The sequence below is a fragment of the Mesorhizobium sp. WSM4308 genome, assembly GCF_002294905.1.
In the GTDB taxonomy this organism is placed as follows: domain Bacteria; phylum Pseudomonadota; class Alphaproteobacteria; order Rhizobiales; family Rhizobiaceae; genus Mesorhizobium.
On the sequence record NZ_NSFW01000018.1, the window covers coordinates 71,388 to 93,758 of the forward strand.

General features: G+C 62.8%; 23 protein-coding genes, 1 tRNA gene and 1 pseudogene. 9 read left to right on the forward strand and 16 right to left on the reverse strand.

The features are described from left to right. Positions 1–21: 21 nt before the first annotated feature. A complete protein-coding gene (thrS, locus tag CK227_RS28355; protein WP_095772807.1) occupies positions 22–1,998 on the reverse strand; it encodes a threonine--tRNA ligase in 1,977 nt (658 codons plus the stop codon). A gap of 269 nt (positions 1,999–2,267) precedes the next feature. Here thrS and CK227_RS28360 point away from each other — a divergent pair, with 269 nt between their 5' ends. Beyond that, positions 2,268–3,104 carry a class I SAM-dependent methyltransferase gene (locus CK227_RS28360; protein WP_095772808.1) on the forward strand — a complete coding sequence of 279 codons (837 nt, stop codon included), beginning with the start codon at positions 2,268–2,270 and terminating at the stop codon, positions 3,102–3,104. A gap of 5 nt (positions 3,105–3,109) precedes the next feature. Here CK227_RS28360 and blaOXA read toward each other — a convergent pair whose 3' ends face one another. Both blaOXA and yidD read right to left on the reverse strand, forming a co-directional pair. Continuing rightward, positions 3,110–3,937: a class D beta-lactamase gene (gene blaOXA / locus CK227_RS28365; protein ID WP_095772809.1), complete on the reverse strand. Its 828-nt coding sequence runs from the start codon at positions 3,935–3,937 to the stop codon at positions 3,110–3,112. A 150-nt stretch (positions 3,938–4,087) separates the two neighbouring features. Then, positions 4,088–4,462, reverse strand: a complete 375-nt coding sequence (yidD, locus tag CK227_RS28370) for a membrane protein insertion efficiency factor YidD (RefSeq protein ID WP_095772810.1) — start codon at positions 4,460–4,462, stop codon at positions 4,088–4,090. A 324-nt stretch (positions 4,463–4,786) separates the two neighbouring features. Here yidD and CK227_RS28380 point away from each other — a divergent pair, with 324 nt between their 5' ends. Further along, the gene (locus CK227_RS28380) at positions 4,787–5,704 is read left to right on the forward strand and encodes a LysR substrate-binding domain-containing protein (RefSeq protein ID WP_095772812.1); all 918 of its coding nucleotides are present in this window, start codon (positions 4,787–4,789) and stop codon (positions 5,702–5,704) included. Between the two features lie 25 nt (positions 5,705–5,729). On the opposite strand, the gene CK227_RS28385 is transcribed toward CK227_RS28380, so the two are convergent. Both CK227_RS28385 and CK227_RS28390 read right to left on the reverse strand, forming a co-directional pair. After that, positions 5,730–6,224 carry a cell envelope integrity protein TolA gene (locus CK227_RS28385; RefSeq protein WP_142876303.1) on the reverse strand — a complete coding sequence of 165 codons (495 nt, stop codon included), beginning with the start codon at positions 6,222–6,224 and terminating at the stop codon, positions 5,730–5,732. Between the two features lie 2 nt (positions 6,225–6,226). Further along, the gene (locus tag CK227_RS28390) at positions 6,227–6,673 is read right to left on the reverse strand and encodes an iron-sulfur cluster assembly scaffold protein (RefSeq protein ID WP_095772814.1); all 447 of its coding nucleotides are present in this window, start codon (positions 6,671–6,673) and stop codon (positions 6,227–6,229) included. Between the two features lie 240 nt (positions 6,674–6,913). On the opposite strand from CK227_RS28390, the gene folE reads away from it, so the two are divergent. The 4 genes from folE to CK227_RS28410 all read left to right on the forward strand — a co-directional run bounded on the left by folE (position 6,914) and on the right by CK227_RS28410 (position 9,883). Continuing rightward, positions 6,914–7,549, forward strand: coding sequence for a GTP cyclohydrolase I FolE (gene folE / locus CK227_RS28395; RefSeq protein ID WP_095772815.1), 636 nt, complete (start codon positions 6,914–6,916; stop codon positions 7,547–7,549). Between the two features lie 90 nt (positions 7,550–7,639). Further along, positions 7,640–8,101 carry a phosphoribosyl-AMP cyclohydrolase gene (gene hisI, locus CK227_RS28400; RefSeq protein WP_095773083.1) on the forward strand — a complete coding sequence of 154 codons (462 nt, stop codon included), beginning with the start codon at positions 7,640–7,642 and terminating at the stop codon, positions 8,099–8,101. An 84-nt stretch (positions 8,102–8,185) separates the two neighbouring features. Beyond that, on the forward strand, positions 8,186–9,157 hold the full coding sequence (locus tag CK227_RS28405; RefSeq protein WP_095773084.1) for a patatin family protein: 972 nt from the start codon (positions 8,186–8,188) through the stop codon (positions 9,155–9,157). Positions 9,158–9,316: 159 nt separating this feature from the next. Then, positions 9,317–9,883 carry a dihydrofolate reductase family protein gene (locus tag CK227_RS28410; protein ID WP_095773085.1) on the forward strand — a complete coding sequence of 189 codons (567 nt, stop codon included), beginning with the start codon at positions 9,317–9,319 and terminating at the stop codon, positions 9,881–9,883. A gap of 12 nt (positions 9,884–9,895) precedes the next feature. Here CK227_RS28410 and recJ read toward each other — a convergent pair whose 3' ends face one another. From recJ to CK227_RS28450, 9 genes and pseudogenes are all read right to left on the reverse strand, one after another. Further along, positions 9,896–11,677: a single-stranded-DNA-specific exonuclease RecJ gene (recJ, locus tag CK227_RS28415; protein ID WP_095773086.1), complete on the reverse strand. Its 1,782-nt coding sequence runs from the start codon at positions 11,675–11,677 to the stop codon at positions 9,896–9,898. A 180-nt stretch (positions 11,678–11,857) separates the two neighbouring features. Then, positions 11,858–12,019, reverse strand: coding sequence for a DUF6434 domain-containing protein (locus CK227_RS38015; RefSeq protein ID WP_348628965.1), 162 nt, complete (start codon positions 12,017–12,019; stop codon positions 11,858–11,860). A 1-nt stretch (position 12,020) separates the two neighbouring features. Continuing rightward, positions 12,021–12,095 (reverse strand): annotated as a pseudogene (locus tag CK227_RS38020) (DUF6434 domain-containing protein); the annotation flags it as partial. Between the two features lie 73 nt (positions 12,096–12,168). Next, entirely contained in the window at positions 12,169–13,152 is a 984-nt protein-coding gene (gene glpX / locus CK227_RS28425) for a class II fructose-bisphosphatase (RefSeq protein ID WP_095772816.1), read from the reverse strand. A 204-nt stretch (positions 13,153–13,356) separates the two neighbouring features. Then, complete coding sequence (locus tag CK227_RS28430; protein WP_095773087.1) at positions 13,357–13,524, reverse strand: Thivi_2564 family membrane protein; 168 nt, start codon at positions 13,522–13,524, stop codon at positions 13,357–13,359. Between the two features lie 69 nt (positions 13,525–13,593). Then, complete coding sequence (locus tag CK227_RS28435; RefSeq protein WP_095772817.1) at positions 13,594–13,953, reverse strand: hypothetical protein; 360 nt, start codon at positions 13,951–13,953, stop codon at positions 13,594–13,596. Positions 13,954–14,078: 125 nt separating this feature from the next. Continuing rightward, positions 14,079–15,392 (reverse strand): homoserine dehydrogenase, encoded by a 1,314-nt coding sequence (locus CK227_RS28440; RefSeq protein ID WP_095772818.1) that lies wholly within the window; start codon positions 15,390–15,392, stop codon positions 14,079–14,081. 38 nt (positions 15,393–15,430) lie between these two features. Then, a complete protein-coding gene (locus CK227_RS28445; protein WP_019858471.1) occupies positions 15,431–16,648 on the reverse strand; it encodes an LL-diaminopimelate aminotransferase in 1,218 nt (405 codons plus the stop codon). Between the two features lie 45 nt (positions 16,649–16,693). Beyond that, complete coding sequence (locus CK227_RS28450) at positions 16,694–17,200, reverse strand: hypothetical protein (RefSeq protein WP_179296082.1); 507 nt, start codon at positions 17,198–17,200, stop codon at positions 16,694–16,696. Here CK227_RS28450 and phaC point away from each other — a divergent pair. The 3 genes from phaC (at position 17,188) to CK227_RS28465 (ending at position 21,009) form a co-directional block, all read left to right on the forward strand. After that, positions 17,188–19,023, forward strand: coding sequence for a class I poly(R)-hydroxyalkanoic acid synthase (gene phaC / locus CK227_RS28455; protein WP_095772820.1), 1,836 nt, complete (start codon positions 17,188–17,190; stop codon positions 19,021–19,023). The two genes, CK227_RS28450 and phaC, sit on opposite strands and share 13 nt — an antisense overlap. A 216-nt stretch (positions 19,024–19,239) precedes the next feature. Beyond that, the gene (locus CK227_RS28460) at positions 19,240–20,496 is read left to right on the forward strand and encodes a YcbK family protein (protein ID WP_095772821.1); all 1,257 of its coding nucleotides are present in this window, start codon (positions 19,240–19,242) and stop codon (positions 20,494–20,496) included. Positions 20,497–20,934: 438 nt separating this feature from the next. Next, a tRNA-Glu gene (locus CK227_RS28465) sits at positions 20,935–21,009 on the forward strand. A gap of 69 nt (positions 21,010–21,078) precedes the next feature. Here CK227_RS28465 and CK227_RS36390 read toward each other — a convergent pair. Together CK227_RS36390 and CK227_RS37475 are read right to left on the reverse strand one after the other, a co-directional pair. Beyond that, on the reverse strand, positions 21,079–21,390 hold the full coding sequence (locus CK227_RS36390) for a hypothetical protein (RefSeq protein WP_095772822.1): 312 nt from the start codon (positions 21,388–21,390) through the stop codon (positions 21,079–21,081). Positions 21,391–21,551: 161 nt separating this feature from the next. Beyond that, positions 21,552–21,752: a nuclear transport factor 2 family protein gene (locus CK227_RS37475; RefSeq protein ID WP_245318119.1), complete on the reverse strand. Its 201-nt coding sequence runs from the start codon at positions 21,750–21,752 to the stop codon at positions 21,552–21,554. Between the last annotated feature and the right edge of the window lie 619 nt (positions 21,753–22,371).

Sequence of the window (22,371 nt, forward strand, 5' to 3'; positions counted from 1 at the left end):
CCATTCCTGGGAACTATCGGATCAGGCCGCGCGTTTGCGCCTGCGGTCCGGCGTAACGGCCTCTTCGGTCAGTTGCGCGATCGCCTCGGCGAGGCCAAGCGATTCCTGGTCACGCGAGCCGAGCCGGCGGATGTTGACCGTCTGTTCCTCCGCCTCGCGTTTGCCGCACACGAGGATGACCGGCACCTTGGCCAGCGAGTGTTCGCGGACCTTGTAGTTGATCTTCTCGTTGCGCAGATCGGCTTCCGCCAGCAGACCGGCGGCCTTCAGCTTTGCCACCACCTCGGTCGCGTAGCTGTCCGCCTCCGATGTGATCGTTGCCACCACCACCTGCAGCGGCGCGAACCACAGCGGGAAATGGCCGGAATAATTCTCGATCAGGATGCCGAGGAAGCGCTCCATCGAACCGCAGATGGCGCGGTGCACCATGACCGGCTGCTTCTTCTCCGAATCCGAGCCGATATAGAAGGCGCCAAAGCGTTCCGGCAGGTTGAAATCGACCTGCGTGGTGCCGCATTGCCATTCGCGGCCGATGGCGTCCTTCAACACATATTCGAACTTCGGCCCATAGAAGGCGCCCTCGCCCGGATTGATCGAGGTCTTGATCCGGTTGCCGGACTGCGTCCTGATCGTCTCCAGCACGCTGCCCATGATCGCCTCGGCATGATCCCAGGCCTCGTCGGTGCCGACGCGCTTGTCCGGCCGCGTCGACAGCTTGACGCTGATTTCGTCGAAACCGAAATCAGCATAGGTCGACAGGATCAAATCGTTGATGCGCAGGCATTCCGACGCCAGCTGCTCCTCGGTGCAGAAGATATGCGCATCATCCTGCGTGAAGCCGCGCACACGCATGAGCCCATGCAGCGCGCCCGACGGTTCGTAGCGATGCACATTGCCGAATTCCGCAAGTTTTACGGGCAGATCGCGATAAGACTTCAACCCATGCTTGAAAATCTGCACGTGGCCAGGGCAGTTCATCGGCTTCAGCGCGAAGACGCGGTCGTCGTCGGTATCGTCGCCGGCAACCGTCACCTTGAACATGGCGTCGCGATACCAGCCCCAATGGCCCGACGTTTCCCACAGGCTCTTGTCGAGCACCTGCGGCGCGTTGACCTCCTGATAGCCCTGCTCGTCGAGGCGGCGTCGCATGTAATTGACCAGGTTCTGGAACATCTTCCAGCCCTTGGCGTGCCAGAAGACAACGCCCGGCCCCTCTTCCTGGAAATGGAAGAGGTCCATCTCCCGCCCGAGCTTGCGGTGGTCGCGCTTCTCGGCCTCCTCCAGCATCGTCTGGTAGGCTTCGAGCTGCGCCTGGTCGGCCCAGGCCGTGCCGTAGATGCGCGTCAGCATCGGGTTGTTCGAATCGCCGCGCCAATAGGCACCGGCCACCTTCATCAGCTTGAAGGCGTTGCCGATCTGGCCGGTCGAGGCCATGTGCGGGCCACGGCAGAGATCGAACCAGTCGCCCTGGGCATAGATCTTGAGGTCCTGATCCTCGGCAATGGCGTCGATCAATTCCAGCTTGTAGCGCTCGCCCTTGTCGGCGAAGACCTTTTTCGCCTTGTCGCGCGACCAGACTTCCTTGGTGAACGGCTTGTTGCGCGCGATGATCTCGCGCATCTTCTTCTCGATCACCGGAAAGTCGTCCGGTGTGAACGGCTCGTTGCGGGCGAAGTCGTAATAGAATCCGTTCTCGATCACCGGACCGATGGTCACCTGCGTTCCCGGCCACAATTCCTGCACGGCCTCCGCCAGCACGTGCGCTGTGTCGTGGCGGATAAGCTCGAGAGCGCGCGCATCGTCGCGGGTGATGATCTCGACCTTGCCGGACTTGCCGAGCGGGTCGCTGAGGTCACGCACGGTGCCGTCAATAGCGTAGGCGACGGCCTTCTTGGCCAGCGACTTCGAGATCGATTCGGCAAGGCCGGCACCGGTCATCGCCGCGTCGTAGTCGCGGACGGAGCCATCGGGAAATGTCAGGGAAACGGAATTCAGCATATGGTTCTCCTATCCAGTCCCGCAAACGAGCGCGGGTGGTTGAAATGTATGTCACCCAAAAATGTATGATGGTCCCGGGGTTACGACATACAGAAGATAAAGCCGGATGCGCCAAATCACATGGACAAACGGCAGCGCGCGGGTTTTAGAGGCAGTGCCGGGCCAGGTAAAGAGTGCTGACTGGCCGGCCGTCAGGAAATGTCGGCAGTGATGTCGCAGCCCTCCGCCCAGGCTTGCGAACATCCCCGCAATCGTCTGGAATTGCCGATATGGAAAACGCAACACCCAGCCGAACCGCCCTTGGCGTCGCCCGCATGAGGGCTCTGCATCAATTTTCACCGCAGGCAGGGTTGTTTCGCGATCCCTACGCGATCGCGATTCTGGGTGAAGCCGCTCCCGCGGCGCGCGAGCTTGAACAGGAAGACGAGCGCCGCCGGCGCATGCGCCTGTTCGTGGCAGCGCGCGCCCGCTTCGCCGAGGACTGGCTGGCGGCGGCGGTGCATCGCGGTGTCCGCCAACTCGTCGTGCTTGGCGCCGGCCTCGACACGTTTTCGCTGCGCAATCCGTATCCCGACCTCAGCGTGTTCGAAGTCGATCACCCGGCCACGCAAGCCTGGAAACGCAAATGCATTGCCGACAACGGCCTCGCCGAGCCAGCCGCCACCAGATTCGTGCCGGTCGATTTCGAGCGGCAAAGCCTGTCTGCGGAACTGGCCGCGGCAGGCTTGCAGTCGACCGCGCCGAGCTTCTTCATCTGGCTGGGGGTCGTTCCCTACCTGACGAAGGAAGCGATCTTCAAAACCTTGTCCTGGATAGCGAGTGTCCCCGGCTCGGAGGTCGTGTTCGACTACAGCGAACCGGCTGCGAACCGCGGCGCGGCTGGACAGGCGGCGCTGGCCTTCCATGCGGCCCGCGTCGCATCTGTCGGGGAGCCATGGATCAGCTTCTTCGTGCCGGCCGAGCTGGCGAAATCCATGGGCGAGCTCGGCTTCGACGAGATTGAAGATATCGAGAGCGGCGATATCGCCGCCCGTTTTTCCGAGGCCCCGAAGGAAATGACGAACAATTCCGGCGGCCACATCATCCGCGCGCGCCGGAGCATCTGAGCGACCTATTTCACCAGCAGTGGCAGGTCTTTCAGAAACGCCGCCCGCGTTTTGAGGCCTTTTGGCATATCGGTGCGGGTGGCATCGACAACAAGGCGGGCAAAGACGATCTGCTGGCCGTCCTTTTTCGCCCAGCCGACGAACCAGCCGAGCGAACGCTTGTCCCTGATCTTGTCGGCATCACTGGCCAGCCTTGTGCTGCCGGTCTTGCCTTGCACCGTCCAGCCTCCGGCCTGGAACGTCGGGATGATGGCTGACGTCATGTCGTAGGCCTTGGCCGAGACCGGCAATTTGCGCGCCAGCAGCTTGCGCAGGAAATCGACCTGCTCGACCGGCGTGATCTTGAGCGAGGAGTTGACCCAGGAATGGGTAAGCCCGTCATTCTTGCCGGGATTGCCGGAAACGTCTTTGTTGCCATAGTCGAGTTTCGAGACATAGCCGGCAAAGCTCTCGGGTCCAAGCTTGCGAGTGATTTCACGCGAATACCAGAGGATCGAATCCTTCTCCCAGATCGTCGGGTCGACTGTCTTCTGGTCCCGCTTCACGGCCGCGAACTCTGGCTTGTAGTCCCAGCTCGGCGTGTGCTCGTCGCCCAGGATGCCGGCGTCATAGCCGATCAGCGAAAGCGGCACCTTGAACGTCGAGGCCGGGCTGAACCGCTGGTCGCAGGTGCCGTCCTGGTAAAGCACCTTGCCGCTCGCCGCATCGGCAATGAGGGTGCACTGCACATCTCCAAGCGGCGCCGATTGCGCGCGCATCGGGAACCCCAGCAACCAGGCGAGCAGGAAGAGGACTCCAGCCAGGATAAAGGGAAGACGGTCGATGTTACGCATTGATGCTCGCTCCAGAAGGGTGTTCGCGAGCGGGCTTAGCGAGGTCTCTTGTCTCGATTTTGTCTCAAATGCGCAGTTGTTGTGCAGGCTGGCGTTAACCCTACCAGTTCGTAAAGAACGAGACGCCCGCGCAAAACCCGTCAGGTGCGATCAGCCCTTTGCTTCGCCACGCTTCTTGCCGATCCGCCAGTATCGCCACGGCATGAACCAGACGTAGCGATCCGCCAGCAACTCCGGCACGAGGTCGACACCGTGCGTGCCGAACGGCCCGCAGCGCAGCACCCTGAAAAACCCCATCCAGCCGCCGGCCCACAGGCCGTGGCGGGCGATCGCCTCATGCGCGTATTCGGAACAGGTCGGCAGATGCCGGCAGGAATTGCCGACAAAGCCGGACAGCGTCAGCTGGTAGAGACGCACGAGCGAAGTGCCGACGAGACGGCCAGGCGTCTTGCGCCACGGGCCGGGCCAGTTGCGCCCTCGCCCCGGCGGTCTGACAGTATGGGCATGCCCGTGCGGGTCGTGCACCGCAGTCTCCGTATCGCGTTTCCCGTGCGATAGATGTGAGCTTCGTCGGGAGAACGCAATCCCTCCCCCGTGCTGTCATGGGCGGGAGCGACGAGACGGCAGCCTGTCAACCGGAGGCGCCCAGCGGCCGTTGCGGACAGGCTCCTCGCCGCACTTTGCATGGTGGCTTTCGTCACACCATTGGAATGTTGCGATCCGCATGACATCGCCAAGGATGCTCAGGAACTGGATCATGGTCGGTCTCCTTTGACGCGATTAGATCGCCGCTGGCCTTGGCCTTCAAACGAGTATAATTTCCACTTCGGATAATCCTGGGTTATGCGAATGAAGCGCGGGCGGCTGCCGTTGACTGCATTGAGAAGTTTCGAGGCGGCGGGCCGGCACCTGAGCTTCAGCAAGGCCGCAGAGGAGCTTTTCGTTTCCCAGGCGGCGATCAGCCGCCAGATCCGCGAACTTGAAACCTTCCTGCGCCAGCCCTTGTTCGAACGTCACCATCGCCGCGTCGAACTGACCGACACCGGCCGCCGGCTGCTCGCCCAACTGGTCAGGAGTTTCGACGACATCGACAAACTGCTTTCGGAATTGGTCGCCGCCCCCGCGCAATCCGTGGTTCGCGTCAGCGTCGAGCCGTCGCTTGCCTCCGTCTGGCTGGTGCCTCGGCTCAACCGGTTTCGCCAGTTGCGGCCCGATATCGACGTGTCCCTCGAAGTCGATGCCAGGCTGATCGAATTCCGCAGCGATCAGCCCGAGCTTGCCTTGCGCTTCAGCGCAAAGGCGACCTCGTGGCCGCGCAACCAGGCGGAGCGGCTTGCCTCCACAGTCGATTCTCCGGTTTTGTCGCCGGCGCTGCTCGCCTCGGGCCCTCCCCTCGAAAAGCCGATCGACCTTGCCCGCTACACACTTTTGCATGAGGAGAATCGCCAGGGCTGGACGCGCTGGTTCGAAGCCGCCGGCGTGCCGGCCGATGCCGTGCCCGCGCGCGGGCCGATGCTGGCGGATATATCGCTTTCAAAGCAGGCCGCCCTGCTCGGACATGGCGTGGCGTTGGGCGATCTCTTGCAGATCGGCAACGAGCTCGAAACCGGCGCGCTGGTCAAGCCGTTCGACATCGACGTTGCGTCCGGCGGCTACTGGCTGGTGGCCAGGAGCTTGAAGGAGCTTTCCGAGCCGGCCGCAGCGTTCGCCGACTGGATCCGAAGTGAATTTGCCTCAAGCAGACGGACATTGGAAGCAAAGGTCTAAGCCGGTTTCCGGGCCGGGGCTCCCGCTACTTTGCGTTCTTGTATTTATCGAGAAGCTTGTCGATGTCGTTTACCCCGACTGCTGGACGCCCGCCCGACGTGTCCTGTGCCGGGTGGAATGTGAGGACGACCTCGCGCCACAGATCGTAGTGCGCCGCATAGGACGTCAGGCCGGGAAACGGCGCACAACGCTTGATGGCCCGGACGGCAGCCTCGGCGACCTTGTCCGGCTGTGGTGTGACAGGATCGAGGATTTTTGGCGGACCGGCGAGAGAGCCGTCCTTGTTCAGGCTGATCCGGACGCGCGCAACACTCGTGGCATTTGCAGGCACTGCCCAACAGGTCTGGATAGCCTTCATGAGATAGTCGTGGATATCCCGCGTGACTGCCACGTCGGCCCGGCTCGAGCCACAGCCTGACATGAGTGCGCCGGCAAGGCTCCAGACGAACACCAGGCCATGAAAGGGTCGGTGTCGCGGGCTGCCGCGAAGTCCGCGCATCGTCAGAACGGGAAATGGCAAGATCAGGCCGCCTGTTCGGCGCGCTTCTTCTCGATTTGGCCGATGGCGTCGACCACGGCGTCAAAGGTCAGCATGGTCGAGGCGTGCCGTGCCTTGTAGTCGCGCACCGGCTCCAAATATTTGAGGTCGGCGAAGCGCCCTTCCGGCGGCGCGCCATTCTCTTTCAGCATCTTCAGCATGGCGTCGCGCACCGTGCGCAATTCCTCGGCGCTCGCGCCGACGACATGCTGCGCCATGATCGAGGACGACGCCTGGCCGAGCGCGCAGGCCTTCACGTCATGGGCAAAGTCGGTGACCACGCCGTCCTCCATCTTGAGATCGACGGTAACGGTCGAACCGCACAGCTTGGAATGCGCCTTGGCGGTCGCGTCCGGATGCTCGAGCCGGCCGATTCGGGCGATGTTTCCGGCAAAACCGAGAATTTTCGCGTTGTAGACTTCGTTGATCATTATTTTCCAATCCGTCGCCGCCAAGCGAACAGCGATTGCCGCTGCTGCGTCTTCCTTTCGCTCGCTACGACCTTATATAATGCTGGCAGTCCGGTAACGACAAGGCGATCAGCGCCCCTGTCCTGGCCGGGAAGTTCACGCCGCTTACGGGGCTGGAAACGGGGCGAGTTTCCGACACCGAAAGGTCGTGGTCCGTTCAACTCGTTCCTCCTTGGAGAGGAACTACGGGAGACGCCTTTTATGGATGCCGTCATCAAGAAACTCATGCCCCAGTCCGTCTACATGGAAAAGCCGGTCACCGACCGGCCGAGCGAGGCCGAGGTCGAGGCCGCCGTGCGCACATTGCTGCGCTGGACCGGCGACAATCCGGACCGCGAGGGGCTGATCGACACACCCAAGCGCGTGGCCAAGGCCTACCGCGAAATGTTCGGCGGCTACGACATGTGCCCGGCCGATGAACTCGGCCGCACCTTCGAGGAGGTCGCCGGCTACGACGATCTCGTCATCGTCAAGGATATCCAGTTCCATTCGCATTGCGAGCACCACATGGTGCCGATCATCGGCAAGGCGCATGTCGGCTATCTGCCGGATGGCAAGGTCGTCGGCCTGTCCAAGATCGCGCGGGTCGTCGATATCTTCGCCCATCGCCTGCAGACGCAGGAAGCTCTGACCGCGCAGATCGCCGGCGTCATCCAGGATGTGCTCAACCCTCGCGGCGTCGCCGTCATGATCGAGGCCGAGCACATGTGCATGGCCATGCGCGGCATCCGCAAGCAGGGCTCCACCACGCTCACCTCCACCTTCACCGGCGTTTTCAAGGACACGCCCGAGGAGCAGGTTCGTTTCGTCACCATGGTTCGCGGCGGCGGGGCATAACGTCTAGGCCGATATCGCTAGGCCATGATCCTGAAAAACGCGGACCGGTTTTCGGGTAAGATCATGGTCAAACAGGAAGATACACCGGCGATGTCGGCACTGGAATTTCCCAAAACTCCATCAGACAAGAAAGCCCTGGAGGAAGGCGCGGTGTTTTCGCCGCGCTTCGACGCCGCCGGCCTTGTCACCGTCGTCGTCACCGATGCCCAAGACGGCATGCTGCTGATGGTCGCGCATATGAATGCGCAAGCCTTGGCGCTGACACTGGAAACCGGCATCGCCCACTACTGGTCGCGCTCGCGCAACGCGCTTTGGAAGAAGGGCGAAACCTCGGGCAATTTCCAGCATGTCGTCGAGATGCGCACCGACTGCGATCAGGATGCATTGTGGCTGCGCGTCAAAGTGTTGGGCCACGACGCAACCTGTCACACCGGCCGGCGTTCATGCTTTTATCGGACGGTGGGACTCGTCGACGGCAAGGGGACACTTGTTGACGACGGCAGCAAGCCGCTGTTCGATGCGGAATTCACGTATCGGAAGCCATCGTCTTGAACCATCTGCCTCACACCAACCACACAGATTCATCATTTCGATACGGCCTGTCCGTATATTAGTCTTGGGACAAGGGAGATCATGATGCTCGAGTGGGCGTCATTGCGTAACAGACCAGATGTCAGGGAGGCCAACGGCCTGACCTCTTCCGGCGGCGCGTCCGAAACGAAATCTCCCAAGAAAACAGCCATTTCGCTCGCTTTGGGCGGCGGTTGCGCAAGAGGCTGGGCTCATATCGGCGTGCTGCGCGCGCTCGATGAAGCCGGCATCGAAGTTTCGATGATCGCCGGCACCTCGATCGGCGCGCTGGTCGGCGGCTGTTATCTCGCCGGCAAACTGGATGAGCTGGAAGAGTTCGCCCGCAGCCTGACCAAGCGGCGCATTTTCGGCCTGCTCGATCTCAATCTGCGCGGCAGCGGCCTGTTCGGCGGCTTGAAACTCGATGCCCGTCTGCGCGAGCATGTGGCGGGCGTCCGTTTCGAAGACCTGCCAAAACCCTTCGTCAGCGTCGCATCGGAAATCCGCACCGGCCACGAGATCTGGCTGTCGCACGGCTCGCTGATCACGGCCATGCGCGCGTCCTACGCATTGCCTGGCGTGTTCGAGCCGGTGAATTGCAACGGCCGCATGCTGGTCGACGGCGCGCTGGTCAATCCGGTGCCGGTATCGGTTTGCCGCGCCTACGAGCAGCCGCTCGTCGTGGCGGTCAACCTTCACTACGACCTGTTCGGCCGCGCCGCCGTGATCAAACACAGCGCCGGCGAACTTGTTGTCGAAAAGGACGCGCCGCGCCCCGGCCATGTCGGCACCGAGCACCAGACGCATCAGACCCGCCTCGGCATCACCGGCGTCATGGTCGAGGCTTTCAACATCATCCAGGACCGCATCTCGCGCGCCAGGCTGGCGGGCGATCCGCCAGATATGTCGCTGCAGCCCAAACTCAGCCATATCGGCCTCACCGAATTCCATCGCGCCGACGAGGCGATCCAGCTCGGCTATCAGGCGACGATGGCCCAGATCGGCGAACTGACCCGGCTGCAGACCGTTCTCGCCTGAGGCCAGCCGCTGTCCGAAACACCGTCCGTTGCGTCCCATCGACGGAGTGGTGCTGCACCCTTGAAGCGTTGGCGGCCTTTTCATTTGCCTGTTGTGTGAAAAACTGATTGCAAAACGCAATTGGTTATGCTGGCCTGTGCTGCTTATACGGAGGCGCCAATGGCCAGGCTCGTTTATTCCATGCTCACCTCTTTGGACGGCTATATCGCCCGATCGGACGAGGACATAGCACTGCCAGTGCCGGAGACAGAATTGCATCAGCATTTCAATGACATGATGAGGCTAGCCTCAGCAGTCCTTGCCGGGCGGCGGATGTACGAGACGATGCGCTTCTGGGACAGCCCTGAGCGCGAGACCGGCTCCACCGAGGTCGAGCGGGACTTTGCCCGCGCATGGCGAGAGACACCGAAGATCGTCTTCTCGACCACGCTTCGGCAGGTCGGGCCCAATGCCCGGCTGGTGAACGGCGATGCCGAGACCGCAGTGAGATCGCTCAAGTCAAAGACGGATGGCCTCGTCATCCTCGGCGGCGCAGACCTTGCCGCCGGTCTGGCACGAGCAGGGCTTATCGATGAATACCGGCTGTACATGCACCCGGTCGTGCTGGGGGGCGGCAAGCCGTACTTCCAGTCCGGCCTGTCGCTGAGGCTGAAACCGCTTGGCAGGGAAAGCCTGCCCCAGGATGTGACGCTAATGCGTTATGCGCCGGCCAACCAAGCTGCATAGATACTGACGCGGCTACGCTCGCGCCGCATCGACAATGCGGAATTGCACCGTGCGGTTGCCGTTCCAGTAATTACCAGACAGCGAGCCGGCGACATGCACGCTCTTGCCACGGTTCTTGAACAGGAATTCGCCAAGCACCGTATCGACGGCACGAAAGGCGATCGCCTGGATACGGCCGCCGCTGTCCGACTGCAATTCACAGCGTATATGGTTGGTGCCGACCGGCCTGGCGTCGGCCAGCCGATGGCGCGGCAGCACGAAGACCGGCGCGACGTGGCCGGCGCCAAAGGGGCCGGCCTTTTCCAGCGCGTCGAGCAGGCTGACCGTCGCGCCTTCGGCCGCAAGCGCGCCATCGATCGCCAGGCTCTCCTCGTCCTGTAGCCGAAACACGTCGGCAGCCGCCCGTTCCTCGAAGAACGCCCTGAGTTCGCCGAGCCTGGCGCGCTCCACAGTGATGCCGGCCGCCATGCCATGACCACCGCCCTTGACGATCAGCCCGACATCGGCGGCTTCGCGCACCAGCCGGCCGAGGTCGAAGCCCGACACAGAACGGCCCGAACCGGTGCCGATGCCCACAGCGTTGAAGGCAATGGCGAAAGCCGGCCGGCGCGCATGATCCTTCAGCCTCGAGGCGAGCAGGCCGACAATGCCGGGATGCCAGTTGTTGCTGGCGGTGACGACGATCGCCGGGCCGCTGCCACCGGCAAGCTCGGCATCGGCCTCGGCGCGCGCCGCGGCCAGCATCTCCTGCTCCATCAGCTGCCGCTCCTGGTTCAGCCGGTCGAGCGTCTCGGCGATGGTCCGCGCCTCGACCGGATCGTCGGTCGCAAGCAGCCGGCTGCCAAGCGCCGCATCGCCGATGCGCCCGCCGGCATTGATGCGTGGCCCGATCAGATAGGCGAGATGGAAGGTGCTGACCGGCTCGCCAATGCGCGATACCCGCGCCAATGCGGCCAAGCCTTCATTCTTCTGCTGGCGCGCCATTTGCAGGCCTTTGACGACGAAGGCACGGTTGACGCCGGTGAGCGGCACCACATCGCAAACGGTCGCCAACGCCACGAGATCGAGCAGCGAAAGCAGGTCTGGCGGCGCGACATCGCTCAGGCCACGCAGGATTTTCGCGGTCTGCACCAGGGCGAGGAACACGACACCGGCGGCACACAGATGCCCCTGCCCGGAAAGATCGTCGTCACGGTTTGGATTGACCACCGCAATCGCGGCCGGCAACGCGCCGCCGACCTGATGGTGGTCGAGCACCACGACATCGGCGCCGGCTTCGTTGGCGGCATCGACGGAAATGGCACTGTTGGTGCCGCAATCGACGGTGACGATCAGCGTCGCGCCGCGCGACACGAGTTCGCGCATGGCATCGGGATTGGGACCGTAACCCTCGAAGATACGGTCCGGAATATAGATTTCCGACGGTATGGAGAAATGTGCCAGAAACCGCTTCAGCAAGGCCGACGAGGCGGCGCCATCGACATCGTAGTCGCCGAAGATCGCTACCTTTTCCCGCGCCATCACCGCCGCCGCGATTCGGGTTGCGGCCTTGTCCATGTCGGTCAGCGACACCGGATTGGGCAACAGGTCGCGGATCGTCGGATCGAGGAAGCGCTCAGTCTCGTCGGCGGTAACGCCGCGTCCGGCCAGAACGCGCGCGACGATGTCGGGCACGCCATGACCTTGCGCGATGGCAAGCGCGACCATGTCCTGCCGTTCGGTCAGCCGGTGCTCCCAGGAGAGACCGGTCGCCGACTGCCTGACATCGAGGAAAAGGCGCCTTTCGCCCATTATGCGCTTTGCCAATTCATGGTCGGCCGCAGGATAGAGCATGTCGCGCAAAAATGTGCAGCGGTTTTGGGCTAACGACATGCGCGGACAACAGCCTAAAGTGCTGCGCGTGAACGCGACGCGCTTTAGGGCCAAAGACGGGCAAAACCAGGTGGTTCGCGGCGGGTGGCGTCGCAGGAGAATTCAAGACAAACCACGCTTTCCGCTTTTCAGCCAGGCGCGCCTGATCCATTCGTCGGCGGCGTCGCCCATTGTCTTGTCCCGACCGTCCTTTAGCCAGGCCATGAAAGGCCGATCGAACCTGAACGTATCGCCGCATTCGCGGGGTGAAATAGCGGCGCACATTCTGGGTGTTGCGATAGGATTTCGTGATGGGCGCGGCACACGAAATCGGATCCGCGTGCCAGTCGAACACATTCATCGTCAATCCTTGCGCCGCCAGGGTTCAGATGCAGCCAAGGGCTAGCAACTGCGGTGCGGCTTCGCAAGGAGGCCTAGAACTTATCCAGATCCTGATGCCGCGCCTTGATCTCGCGCACGGTCCGCGACGATGAGCGCAGTACGATGGTGTGGGTGGTGATATAGGTGCGGCCGAACTTGACGCCGGCCAGCATGTTGCCGTCGGTGACGCCGGTCGCCGCGAACAGCACGTCGCCGCGCGCCATGTCTTCCGCATGGTAGATCCGCTTCGGATCGGAAATGCCCATCTTGGCGGCGCGCGCGACCTTGTCCGGCGTATCGAGGATCAGCCGGCCCTGCATCTGGCCGCCGGTGCAGCGCAATGCGGCCGCGGCCAGAACGCCTTCCGGGGCGCCGCCCGTGCCGAGATAGAGGTCGATGCCGGTCTCCTCCGGGTCGGTGGTGTGGATGACGCCGGCGACATCGCCGTCGCCGATCAGCCGGATCGCGGCTCCCGTGGCGCGCACGGCATCGATCAGCTTGACGTGGCGCGGCCGGTCGAGGATGCAGGTGGTGATGTCCGAGACCGCGACGCCCTTGGCTCGCGCCAGGCTCGCGATGTTCTCGGCCGGAGAAGCATCGATATCGATGACGCCTTCGGCATAGCCCGGACCAATGGCGATCTTGTCCATATAGACGTCGGGTGCGAACAGCAGGCTACCCTTCTCGGCAATGGCGATGACAGCAAGCGCGTTGGGCAGGTTCTTGGCGCAGATCGTCGTGCCTTCGAGCGGATCGAGCGCGATGTCGACTGCCGGTCCTTTGCCGGTGCCGACCTCTTCGCCGATATAGAGCATCGGCGCCTCGTCGCGCTCGCCCTCGCCGATCACCACCGTGCCTTTGATGGCAAGACGGTTGAGCTCCTGTCGCATGGCGTCGACAGCGACCTGGTCGGCAGCCTTTTCATCGCCACGGCCGCGCAGCCTGGCGGCCGCCACGGCGGCCCTTTCGGTGACGCGCACCAGTTCCATGGTGAGTATCCGGTCAAGGCCGGCGACGATGTTCTGGGCCACATTCATGTTCGGCAAATCCTCGTTGGCATAGCGCCTCCCGCCGGAGGCGGGCCTGTTTTGTCAAACGAGCATGACAACGGCAAGACCTGCCGGACGTTTTATCGAAAAGCCAGCAATATCAATCGATTGAACCGCATTTCCGACAAGATTGCGGACCGGTCGGAAACGACCGGGCCGCCTTGAAGAAGCACTGAGGATTGCCGCCGCGATCTAGAAAACCGCGAGATATCTGAGCAACGAAATGATGCCGATGATGATAACGATGACCTGCACGATCTGCCGCATCCTGGCGTCGAGCGGCAGGCGCTGCACGAGATAGAGAACGAGAATGATGACGAGGAATGTGATCAGTATGCCCATCAACATGGATGAAGCCATGATGCCCTCCTTCAAATGAATTCCTGAAACGGGAAACGAGCCGGCACTGCCAGCCCGTTACCGGCACGCTCAATACCAACGGCGGGGCGTGTCGTTGTTCATCGACTGGCCGACGGCGATCCCGGCCAGAAAACCAAGCAGGCCGACGACGCCGATCACGGCTGTCGTCGTGCCCGGGTTTTCGCGCGCGACTTCCGAAACCGCCTGAGCCTGGCTGCGCAGCTGCTGTGCTGTGCGCGATGCACGCGCCGCGGCCGTCTCATAAAAATCCGAAGCCTGTTCGCTGGCATCATCGAGCATTTCCGCGCCCCTTGCCGAAATGCTCTTGTTGATCTTGGTGATCTCCTTGCGCAGTTCAGCGATCTGCTTTTCCAGCGTTTTCTGGATATCGTCGATGGAGGGGGTGTCGGACTTGCTGGTATCGGCCATGAAGCGGCTCCCTTGGTTACTGACCAAGAGAACGGCGCCGCAACGAATTCGTTCCGGCCAATGCGCGGCTGGTCGCCATCTGTCGACCGCAGGCGCCGGCGAGGACGTTACCCGCCGGGGGACGACTACCCTGCCCGCTCGATGCGGATGACCTGCGGCTTGTCGGTCAGGTGACCGTCCTTGGTGATGCCGTCGACGGCCTTGCGCACGGCTGCCTCGGTGGTCTCGTGGGTGACGAGGATCACCGTCTTCTGCGCCGCCGCCTCGCCGCTGACCGCATGCTGGACGATCGATTCCAGCGAAATATCGTTGTCGGCCATGCGCTTGGCGATCGCGGCAAAGACGCCGATGCGATCATGCACGGTCAACCGGATGAAGTAGCCGCCGGCATGGCTGCGCATCTGCGCCTTCTTGTAGGGCCTGAGCTCCTTCGCCGGCAGGCCGAAGACCGGGCCATGCTGGAAGCCGGGCCTGCTCTTGGCGATGTCGGCGATGTCGCCGATGACGGCCGAGGCAGTGGCGTTGCCGCCGGCGCCGGGGCCTGAAAGCAACAATTCGCCAAGAATGTCGGTTTCGATCGCCACCGCATTGGTGACGCCATGCACCTGCGCGATGACGGAAGCGGTCGGCACCATGGTCGGATGCACGCGCTGCTCGATGCCGCTTTCGGTGCGCTGGGCGACGCCGAGCAGCTTGATCCGATAGCCGAGATCGCCGGCCGCACGGATGTCGGCCTGGGTGATGTTGGAAATGCCTTCCATATAAATGTCGTTGGCGGCGATCTTGGTGCCGAAGGCAAGGCTGGTCAGGATCGACAGCTTGTGCGCGGTGTCGTGGCCCTCGATGTCGAAGGTCGGATCAGCCTCGGCGTAACCCAGCCGCTGCGCGTCCTTCAGGCAGGCGTCGAACGAAATGCCCTCGGCCTCCATGCGGGTGAGGATGTAGTTGCAGGTGCCGTTGAGAATGCCGAACACGCGATTGACCGAATTGCCGGCCATCGCCTCGCGCATCGTCTTGATGACCGGAATGCCGCCCGCCACCGCCGCCTCGTAGTTGAGCAGCACGCCCTTCTTCTCGGCGATCTCGGCCAGCGCCACACCATGCTTGGCGAGCAGCGCCTTGTTGGCGGTGACGACGTGGCGGCCGGCTTCGAGCGCCGCCTTGACCGACAGGCGCGCCGGCCCCTCGTCGCCGCCGATCAGTTCGATGAACACGTCGATGTCGGCGATCTGTGCCATCTTGACCGGATCGTCGAACCATTTTGCGGCGCTGACATCGACGCCACGGTCGCGTTTCGGGTCACGCGCCGAAACCGCCGACACGACAATGTCGCGCCCGCATTGCCGGGTCAGCTCCGCTGCCTTGTCGCGCAGCACCCGCGCCACCGATGCGCCGACCGTGCCAAGTCCGGCAATTCCAACACGCAGAGCTTCAGCCATGGAAGGCGACGTCCCTCAAAATCAGATCGAATTTTTGCTTACCGGTGGGCGGACAGCGGCACCACATTGTTGGGCTGCTTGGCGCTGGTCGACAGGAAGCGCTTGATGTTGCGCGCCGCCTGGCGGATACGGTGCTCGTTCTCGACCAGCGCCAGGCGCACGAAATCGTCGCCATGTTCGCCGAAGCCGACACCGGGCGCCACCGCCACATCGGCGTGCTCGATGAGCAGCTTGGAGAATTCGAGCGAACCGAGATGCTTGAACGGTTCGGGGATCGGCGCCCAGGCGAACATCGAGGCGGCGGGAGCTGGAATGTTCCAGCCGGCGCGCCCGAAGGAATCGACCATGACGTCGCGGCGCTTGTGGTAGACCTCGCGCACCTCGGCGATATCGGCGCCGTCGCCGTTGAGCGCATGGGCCGCCGCCACCTGGATCGGCGTGAAGGCGCCGTAGTCGAGATAGGACTTCACCCGGGTCAACGCCGAGATCAGCCGCTCATTGCCGACGGCAAAACCCATGCGCCAGCCGGGCATGGAGAAGGTCTTCGACATTGAGGTGAATTCGACGCAGACATCGATGGCGCCCGGCACCTGCAGCACCGAAGGCGGCGGGTTGCCGTCGAAATAGATCTCCGAATAGGCAAGGTCGGACAGGATGATGATGTCGTTCTTCTTCGCGAACGCTACCACGTCCTTGTAGAAGTCGAGCGAAGCGACCAGCGCCGTCGGGTTCGACGGATAGTTGAGGATCAGCGCCAGCGGCTTCGGGATCGAGTGGCGAACGCCGCGTTCCAGCGCTGGAATGAACCCATCGTCCGGCTCGACCTGCAGCGAGCGGATGACGCCACCCGACATGATGAAGCCGAAGGCATGGATCGGATAGGTCGGGTTCGGGCACAGGATGACGTCGCCAGGCGCGGTGATCGCCTGCGCCATGTTGGCGAAGCCTTCCTTCGAGCCGAGCGTGGCCACCACCTGCGTGTCGGGGTTGAGCTTCACGCCGAAGCGGCGCTGATAATAGGCCGCCTGGGCGCGGCGCAGGCCGGGAATGCCGCGCGAGGAGGAATAGCGATGGGTGCGCGGATCGCGCACCACTTCGCACAATTTGTCGACGATGGCCTTGGGCGTCGGCAGGTCCGGATTGCCCATGCCGAGGTCGATGATGTCGGCGCCGCGCGAACGGGCACTGGCCTTGAGCCGGTTGACCTGCTCGAACACGTAAGGCGGAAGCCGGCGGACCTTGTGAAACTCTTCCATGGCAGTTCCAGACAGCAAAAGGGGCTATGGGCGCGCGCTATATACTCATTTGCAGGTAGGGTCGAGGGCGGGATCGCATTTGCCTTCGATCTGCTTCAGCGTCTGCGGACCATGTTTCGTGGCTAGGTCCGCCAACGCCGCCTGATTGGCGACCGCAGCGCCGCCGCCGCTTTTGGCGCCCTGTGCGCCGCCATCAGCCTTGAGTTCGGCGAGCTTGGCGTTCGTCTCGGCCTGCGTCAGCTGCTTGTTCGCCACTTTGGGCGGGATGTTGAGGTTCGGAAAGGTGCCGGTATCCTTTGGACCTGCATTGTCGGCCATCGGCACCGGAGCGCTGGTATTCGTGCTCGAACACCCGGCGATCCCCAAAAGCACGATCGCCGCGCCGATGCGGCAAAAGCGTGCGGCATCAAAAAAAACAGTCTCGCCAATATTAATCGTCATATTGTTTCCTTGGCAGCCGAGGTAGAGCGAGATTGGACCCTGTCGGATGTCCCATGTTAATATGTCAAGAAAACGCTTCGGGAGGAACCCCGCGAACCATGTCCAAAACACCCGATTCGGGCAAAACGGAAGATGACGAGCCTTCGACCGTCGAGCAATATCTGGTGAAGGATCCGGAGCGCTTCGCGTTGAACATGGCGCGCATGATCGAGCAGGCCGGCAAGGCGGCGTCCGCCTGGGCCGAACCGCGCGAGCGCGGCGAAGTGCGCGACCACGTCGCCGAGCCGGTCGTCGACATGGTCAAGACGTTTTCCAAGCTGAGCGAATACTGGCTCGCCGACCCCCAGCGCGCGCTCGAAGCGCAGACGCGGCTGTTCGCCGGCTACATGACCGTGTGGGCGAACGCCATCCAACGCGTCAGCCCCAACGCCGAAGGCCCCGACGACGCCGTCAAGCCGGAGCGCGGCGACAAGCGTTTCCAGGACCCGGAATGGGGCCGCAACGCCTTCTTCGATTTCCTCAAGCAGGCCTATCTCGTCACCTCGCGCTGGGCGTCCGAACTGGTCGAGCACGCCGAAGGTCTGGACGAGCACACCCGCCACAAGGCGAGCTTCTACGTCAAGCAGGTGTCCAATGCCATCTCGCCGTCGAATTTCATCCTGACCAACCCCGAGCTTTTCCGCGAGACCGTCGCTTCCAACGGCGAGAACCTGGTGCGCGGCATGAAGATGCTGGCCGAGGACATCGCCGCCGGCAAGGGCGACCTGAAACTGCGCCAGGCCGACTATTCGCCCTTCGAGATCGGCAGGAACATCGCCACCACAACCGGCAAGGTCGTTGGCCGCAGCGATGTCGCCGAGATCATCCAGTATGATCCGGCGACCGAGACGGTGCTGAAACGCCCGTTGCTGATCTGCCCGCCCTGGATCAACAAGTTCTACATACTCGACCTCAACCCGCAGAAATCCTTCATCCGCTGGGCGATCGAGCAGGGCCACACCGTCTTCGTCATCTCCTGGATCAATCCGGACGAGCGCCACGGCGCGAAGGGATGGGAAGCCTATATCAGGGAAGGCCTGCAATATGGCCTCGACACGATCGAGGAGGCGACCGGCGAGCGGGACGTCAACGCGATCGGCTACTGCGTCGGCGGCACGCTGCTGGCGGCGGCGCTGGCTCTGATGGCACAGGAAGGCGACGACCGCATCAAGTCGGCTACCTTCTTCACCACGCAGGTCGACTTCACCTATGCCGGCGACCTGAAAGTCTTCGTCGACGAGGAACAGGTCGCGGCGGTGGAGAAGTCAATGAACGAGAAGGGCTATCTCGACGGCACCAAGATGGCGACCGCCTTCAACATGCTGCGCTCCGGCGACCTGATCTGGCCCTATGTCGTCAACAACTACATGCGAGGCAAGGACCCCCTGCCCTTCGACCTCCTCTACTGGAATGCCGATTCGACCCGCATGGCGGCGGCCAACCATTCCTTCTACCTGCGCAATTGCTATCTCGAGAACAACCTCTCGCGCGGCAAGATGGAACTGGCGGGGCATACGGTCTCGCTCGGCGATATCACCATTCCGATCTACAACCTCGCCTCGCGCGAAGATCACATCGCGCCGGCGCTGTCCGTCTTCCTCGGCTCGAAATATTTCGGCGGCAAGGTCGACTACGTGATGGCGGGATCGGGCCACATAGCCGGTGTCGTCAATCCGCCCGCCTCCGGCAAGTACCAGTATTGGACCGGCGGCAAACCGGAAGGCGATTTCGGCCAATGGATTGCCAGGGCCGCTGAGCATCCCGGGTCGTGGTGGCCGCACTGGCAAAGCTGGATCGAGGCCAAGGACGACACCCGTGTGCCTGCCCGCAAACCCGGCAAGCATATGAAAACCTTGGGCGATGCTCCCGGCAGCTATGTGAAGGTGCGAGTGTAACGGACTGTAATGTCTGGTGAGTTGACGGCCCGTCAAAAGCGGGCGAAATGGTGTCGTCAACCATCAAGCAGCCGTAATTCGGCGATCACTGCAAAAATACTTCCAGGCTTGCGGATTTGACACAGGTCTCGTTTCCGGATCGGAGACAAAGGTCACCTTGGACAGCGACTTCCAGTGCTGCGCCAAGGACGTACCGACCGGACATCGAGGGGGAATTTGACTTTGAAATCAGCAGGATGGAGCCTCGCAAAGGGAGAACGCAGCGCCATCTTGGCAGCGCTCTGCTGTGTGCTCCTGGCCTCCTGCACATCGGCCGGCGACCCGACAATGTCGGTCGGAATGCCCGGCTACAATGCCTCCGCCTCTGACATCAATGCGGCCGCCACCGGCAAGTCCATCGCCACCGCCGATTCGACATCGCAGACAACGGCCACGCAAACGACCGTGATGAGCGAAGGCGACACCGCACTCCCCGAAAAAGTCGCTTACGTACCGATCGCCAAGCCGCAAGCAGCCTTTCCGCTGATAACGCCGGCCGGCGCTGAAGCGATCGCGGGACAAACGCCGCAGGCCTTGCAGCAGCCGGCCCAGACGGCGCAGCAGACAGACGCGGTCGCCCAGAAGATCGCCGCCGCCGATGCCGCGGTGACAACGCCAAAGCCGGCCGCGGCGCCGGTGATGAACAATCCGGTCTATGTGACCGCAGGTGAGGTGCCACCAGCCGAGGCGCCAAAGAAACGTGGCTTCCTGGCCTCGATGTTCGGCGCCACGCCCGCTTCGGCCACACCGGCTCCGCTCATCAACACGCGATCGGGCGAACAGCCGACCGCACAGGCCAAACCCGCGCCTGCGGCGGCGGCAAAGCCGATCATCACGTTGGCCTCGGCCGACTCCACGGCAAAGCCGATACAGTTGGCCTCGACCGGTGACGACGCAGGTCATATCACCGGCAGCGATGCCTTGCCTGGCGTGCGCCAGACCGCCCTGTTCGAGATCAAGCGCAAATCCGGCCTCGACGACGAAAGCGACGTCGACCTCAATGAGGACGAGGGTCCAATCGGCGGCAGCTATCAGGTTGCGTCCGCAGCCGGCATGGCCCGGCTCGCGCCAAACGGCCTGCTGAAGCAGAACGAAAGCGTCGATGTCGCCTGCCTGAAGCCGTCTCTGGTGCGCGTGCTGAAGACGATCGAAGGCCATTACGGCCGCAAGATGATGGTCACGTCAGGTTACCGCGACCCTGCCCGCAACCGCCGCGCCAACGGCGCCAAGAACTCGCTGCACATGTACTGCGCCGCCGCCGACATCCAGGTGCCCGGCGTCTCCAAATGGGAACTGGCGAACTACATCAGGACCATGCCCGGCCGCGGTGGCGTCGGCACCTATTGCCATACCGAATCGGTACATGTCGACGTCGGGCCCGAGCGCGACTGGAACTGGCGCTGCCGCCGGCGAAGCGGCGGCGGTGACGGCTGAACGGCGCGATTTGACGGGCCAGAGCGGCTAGGGTCGTGCCATCAATATCGTTCCAGTGGACTTTCCATTGGCCTGAGCGCCCCCCCAACTCGTCATCCACGGGCGGAGCAGGAGCGAAGCTCCGTCGCGAAGACCCGAGGATCCATTCCGTGGCCTTGGTTGACGAGCGCGGCCGACCAGAATTCCGCACCGTTTCAACGCCTTGAAGTCGCGGCATGGATTCCTTTGGCTGCGGAGCAGCTCCAGGGTCTGCGCCGAGTAGCTTTGCTCCTTGCTCCGCCTTGGAATGACGAAGCAATGGGCGTTTTCGCTAGTCACCAAGCCGCGCCGTGGGTGATGAAGCCCCCGATTCCAAAGCCTCGGAAAAAAGTTGTCCAAGCCGGCACCTGACGGGTTGCCGGTTGCGCACAACGTCAGTATAAGCCGCTTCGTCTGAGCGCGCCCATCGTCTAGCGGTTAGGACACCGCCCTTTCACGGCGGTAACAGGGGTTCGATTCCCCTTGGGCGTACCAGACCTTTCAAACACTTAGCGACCTCCCAGTCCTTACTGTCCAATTTTTGGGCTGATTCCAGGGAATTGGTCAAAATGGCAACACAAACAATTTCGCGTGCATGATGGACGTCACCACCCGCGCCGAATGCGGCATGTCTGATGCGGCGGACCTTTCGGAGATTCGCCATTCCATCACCGGACATGTCGCCGCCTGCGCCGACCCCTTTGGCGCTCCTTCGGCTTCGGGGTGATCTCCTCGACCCGAGCCCTCGCGCGCCATGCTGAAGCATCGCCTGTCCGGCGCTTGGGTTTCACCCTCATCCTGTGTAGTCAGGATAGTGCGCACGTGCGCCTTGCCGAAGACGCTGGCGAGCAGGTTGTGGCCGGCTTTGTCGGTCATTGGCCGGGATCGGTGCTGTTGAGGCTGCACATGCGGATCAGCCAGCGTCCGCCAGCAGCCTGTCGCTCAAAAACGCTGAGCGAAGTTCCGTTCCCGGTCGCCTCACCCTCCGAATAAGCCGCGAGAGACCATGCCAGCTTCCCGGATGCCCCCGCCTCTGGCTAGTGTTTTGTCGGGGTGGCGTATTGGGTCCAGACGCCATGCAGCGCCTCTATCGCCGCGCGGCCGCGAGCCGGCGGCGCATAGGGAGAATGCAATTCCGCGTCAGAGGTGAATACCGCCGCGCAACCGGCAGCATCGCCGGCCCGATAGGCCGCAACGTAGATGTCCCAAAGCTCCTGCAGTTCGTCGCGGATCGACATCACTTCCTCCCGGTAAGGCCACGGAACCTTGGGCGCCTGTTGGCCTGCTCAGCCGCGGGCGGCCGCGCCGGTGCTGTCCCACGAAAGGCCGGCCGCGAGTTCATTTGCATTTTAGCTAATTGAATGTGAGATGGTCGTGAAATTCCGAGCGGGGGCTCATGACCACAGACATTTTTCTGACCGCTATCGCGGCATTCTCGATACTCGTTCCGCTGTACTTCATCCTCAGGTGAGGCGTTATGCCGCCTGGCGGGCGCACCAGCGCGCGTTCCTCGCTGGCGCTGTCCTACGCGGCAGAGGCTTCCCGTGCGTCCTGACGCCCGCCGATGGCCAGTCGCTGTGTCTCTGGATGCACCTGCAATCTGCTTGAACGCAGAAACCCCGCCGCTCCATTTGCGAAGCGGCGAGGCCTGCCCCAACCTCGGCCCCAATTGCCGGTCCCAACAGCCGGCATCGCTGACAATGCAATTGTTGTGCCAGCGACGATTGATCCATTACTGGACGGAAGAACCGGTCGCCGCAAGTTGCGCGGCCGCATCGTCCGGCCTGCTCAGGCGCCGCCCACCAGGCGCGATCGATTTCAACGGCGCCTTCCTTCCAGAGAGCCTCGCAAAGCCCG

What these genes read in the sequence shown, in the direction of transcription:
- CK227_RS36390 (WP_095772822.1), bottom strand. Translation starts at nt 21,390, where the DNA reads ATGACCGACAAAGCCGGCCACAACCTGCTCGCCAGCGTCTTCGGCAAG.
- thrS (WP_095772807.1), bottom strand. Translation starts at nt 1,998, where the DNA reads ATGCTGAATTCCGTTTCCCTGACATTTCCCGATGGCTCCGTCCGCGAC.
- blaOXA (WP_095772809.1), bottom strand. Translation starts at nt 3,937, where the DNA reads ATGCGTAACATCGACCGTCTTCCCTTTATCCTGGCTGGAGTCCTCTTC.
- CK227_RS28445 (WP_019858471.1), bottom strand. Translation starts at nt 16,648, where the DNA reads ATGGAAGAGTTTCACAAGGTCCGCCGGCTTCCGCCTTACGTGTTCGAG.
- CK227_RS28440 (WP_095772818.1), bottom strand. Translation starts at nt 15,392, where the DNA reads ATGGCTGAAGCTCTGCGTGTTGGAATTGCCGGACTTGGCACGGTCGGC.
- CK227_RS28435 (WP_095772817.1), bottom strand. Translation starts at nt 13,953, where the DNA reads ATGGCCGATACCAGCAAGTCCGACACCCCCTCCATCGACGATATCCAG.
- CK227_RS28380 (WP_095772812.1), top strand. Translation starts at nt 4,787, where the DNA reads ATGAAGCGCGGGCGGCTGCCGTTGACTGCATTGAGAAGTTTCGAGGCG.
- CK227_RS28430 (WP_095773087.1), bottom strand. Translation starts at nt 13,524, where the DNA reads ATGGCTTCATCCATGTTGATGGGCATACTGATCACATTCCTCGTCATC.
- CK227_RS28405 (WP_095773084.1), top strand. Translation starts at nt 8,186, where the DNA reads ATGCTCGAGTGGGCGTCATTGCGTAACAGACCAGATGTCAGGGAGGCC.
- CK227_RS28360 (WP_095772808.1), top strand. Translation starts at nt 2,268, where the DNA reads ATGGAAAACGCAACACCCAGCCGAACCGCCCTTGGCGTCGCCCGCATG.
- CK227_RS28410 (WP_095773085.1), top strand. Translation starts at nt 9,317, where the DNA reads ATGGCCAGGCTCGTTTATTCCATGCTCACCTCTTTGGACGGCTATATC.
- phaC (WP_095772820.1), top strand. Translation starts at nt 17,188, where the DNA reads ATGTCCAAAACACCCGATTCGGGCAAAACGGAAGATGACGAGCCTTCG.
- hisI (WP_095773083.1), top strand. Translation starts at nt 7,640, where the DNA reads ATGTCGGCACTGGAATTTCCCAAAACTCCATCAGACAAGAAAGCCCTG.
- CK227_RS28390 (WP_095772814.1), bottom strand. Translation starts at nt 6,673, where the DNA reads ATGATCAACGAAGTCTACAACGCGAAAATTCTCGGTTTTGCCGGAAAC.
- glpX (WP_095772816.1), bottom strand. Translation starts at nt 13,152, where the DNA reads ATGAATGTGGCCCAGAACATCGTCGCCGGCCTTGACCGGATACTCACC.
- folE (WP_095772815.1), top strand. Translation starts at nt 6,914, where the DNA reads ATGGATGCCGTCATCAAGAAACTCATGCCCCAGTCCGTCTACATGGAA.
- CK227_RS38015 (WP_348628965.1), bottom strand. Translation starts at nt 12,019, where the DNA reads ATGTGCGCCGCTATTTCACCCCGCGAATGCGGCGATACGTTCAGGTTC.
- CK227_RS37475 (WP_245318119.1), bottom strand. Translation starts at nt 21,752, where the DNA reads ATGTCGATCCGCGACGAACTGCAGGAGCTTTGGGACATCTACGTTGCG.